Annotated in this window: 1 protein-coding gene; it reads right to left on the reverse strand. The window is 72.8% G+C overall.

Annotated features, from left to right (window positions below; genetic code table 11):
* Nucleotides 1-143: 143 nt before the first annotated feature.
* Nucleotides 144-1691, reverse strand: coding sequence for a histidine ammonia-lyase (hutH, locus tag ACFWV8_RS38325; RefSeq protein ID WP_384215102.1), 1548 nt, complete (start codon nt 1689-1691; stop codon nt 144-146).
* Nucleotides 1692-1824 lie beyond the last annotated feature (133 nt).

Here is a 1824-nt window from a genome sequence, read left to right on the forward strand (position 1 = left end):
TGTGGTTCGTCCCCTCGGCGAACGCCTCGGACGAGCGTAACCCCCAGCAGCTATCAGCCCCCCCCCCCCACCCCCACGCCGCGCTCTGACGCGAGGGGTGGGGGCCGCCCGGCTGCGGGGCGGCCCCCTCCGTACGTCTGCTTCTAGGACAGCGGACCGGTCACCGGCTCAACCGCGGCCACCAGCCGGCCCTCCCGCAGGAACGTGTCGGCCAGCGCGAGATCCGGCGACAGGAACCGGTCCGGCCCAGGACCCTCGATCCCCGCCGCCCGCACCGCCTCGACCGCGGCCTGCGACGCGGGCGCGGGCACCAGGCCCGTACGCAGCTCGATCGCGCGGGTCGCCGCGTACATCTCGACGGCGAGGATCCGCGTCAGATGATCGACGGCCGTACGGAGCTTGCGCGCCGCCGACCAGCCCATCGACACATGGTCCTCCTGCATCGCCGACGACGGGATGGAGTCCACGGACGCCGGGGCGGCCAGCCGCTTCATCTCGCTGACGAGCGCGGCCTGCGTGTACTGGGCGATCATCAGGCCCGAGTCGACACCGGGGTCGTCCGCGAGGAAGGCGGGCAGTCCGTGCGAACGGTTCTTGTCCAGCAGCCGGTCCGTGCGGCGCTCGGCGATGGAACCGAGATCGGCGGCGACGATCGCGAGGAAGTCCAGGACGTACGCGACGGGGGCGCCGTGGAAGTTGCCGTTGGACTCGACGCGGCCGTCGGGCAGCACCACCGGGTTGTCGACGGCGGACGCCAGCTCACGTTCGGCCACGATCCGGGCGTACGCGAGGGTGTCCCGGCCCGCGCCGGCGACCTGCGGGGCGCAGCGCACCGAGTACGCGTCCTGGACCCGGGGCGCCGCGTCCTGCTGGAAGTGCCCGGTCAGCCCGGACCCGGCGAGCACCCGCAGCATGTTGTCGGCGCTGACGCCCTGGCCGGGGTGCGGGCGGATGGCGTGCAGTTCGGGGGCGAGGACCTTGTCCGTACCAAGCAGGGCCTCCAGGGTCAGCGCGGCGGTGATGTCGGCGGAGGTGTAGAGCCGCTGGAGGTCGGCCAGGGCCATGACCAGCATCCCGAGCATGCCGTCGGTGCCGTTGAGCAGCGCGAGGCCCTCCTTCTCGCGCAGCTCAACGGGGACGATGCCGTGCTCGGCGAGCAACTCGGCGGCGGGCCGCACCACACCGTCCGAGCCCTCGGCGTCACCCTCGCCCATCAGCGTCAGCGCGCAGTGGGAGAGCGGCGCGAGGTCGCCGGAGCAGCCGAGGGAGCCGTACTCGTGCACGACGGGGGTGATCCCCGCGTTCAGCACGTCCGCGATGGTCCGCGCGACCTCGGGGCGTACGCCGGTACGACCGGACGCGAGGGTCTTGAGCCGCAGGAACATCAGCGCCCGCACGACCTCCCGCTCGACCCGCGGGCCCATACCGGCGGCGTGCGACCGCACGATGTTCCGCTGCAACCGCCCGCGGAGCTCCGGGCCGATGTGCCGGCTGGCGAGGGCCCCGAACCCGGTGGAGACGCCGTACACGGGCTCGGGCTTCGCGGCGAGCGAGTCGACGATCTCGCGGGCGGCGGCGAGCGCGGCGATGGCGTCGGCGGAGAGCTCGACGGGGGCGTTGCCGCGGGCGACGGCGACGACGTCTTCGGCGGTGGTGCCGGAGGTCCCCACGACGACTGTGCGCATATTCATATTCAGGAGCGTACGTACTGAAACTCAACGTGTCACTAGCGGAGCGCGCTTCGCGGGAGCAGCAGGGGTAGCTGGGTTGCGGTCGGTGTCCGGGTGCCGCTCCGGGGTCATGCCCGGACGGCGTGATTTACGC

The sequence above is a fragment of the Streptomyces sp. NPDC058665 genome (assembly GCF_042714995.1).
Taxonomy (GTDB): Bacteria; Actinomycetota; Actinomycetes; order Streptomycetales; family Streptomycetaceae; genus Streptomyces.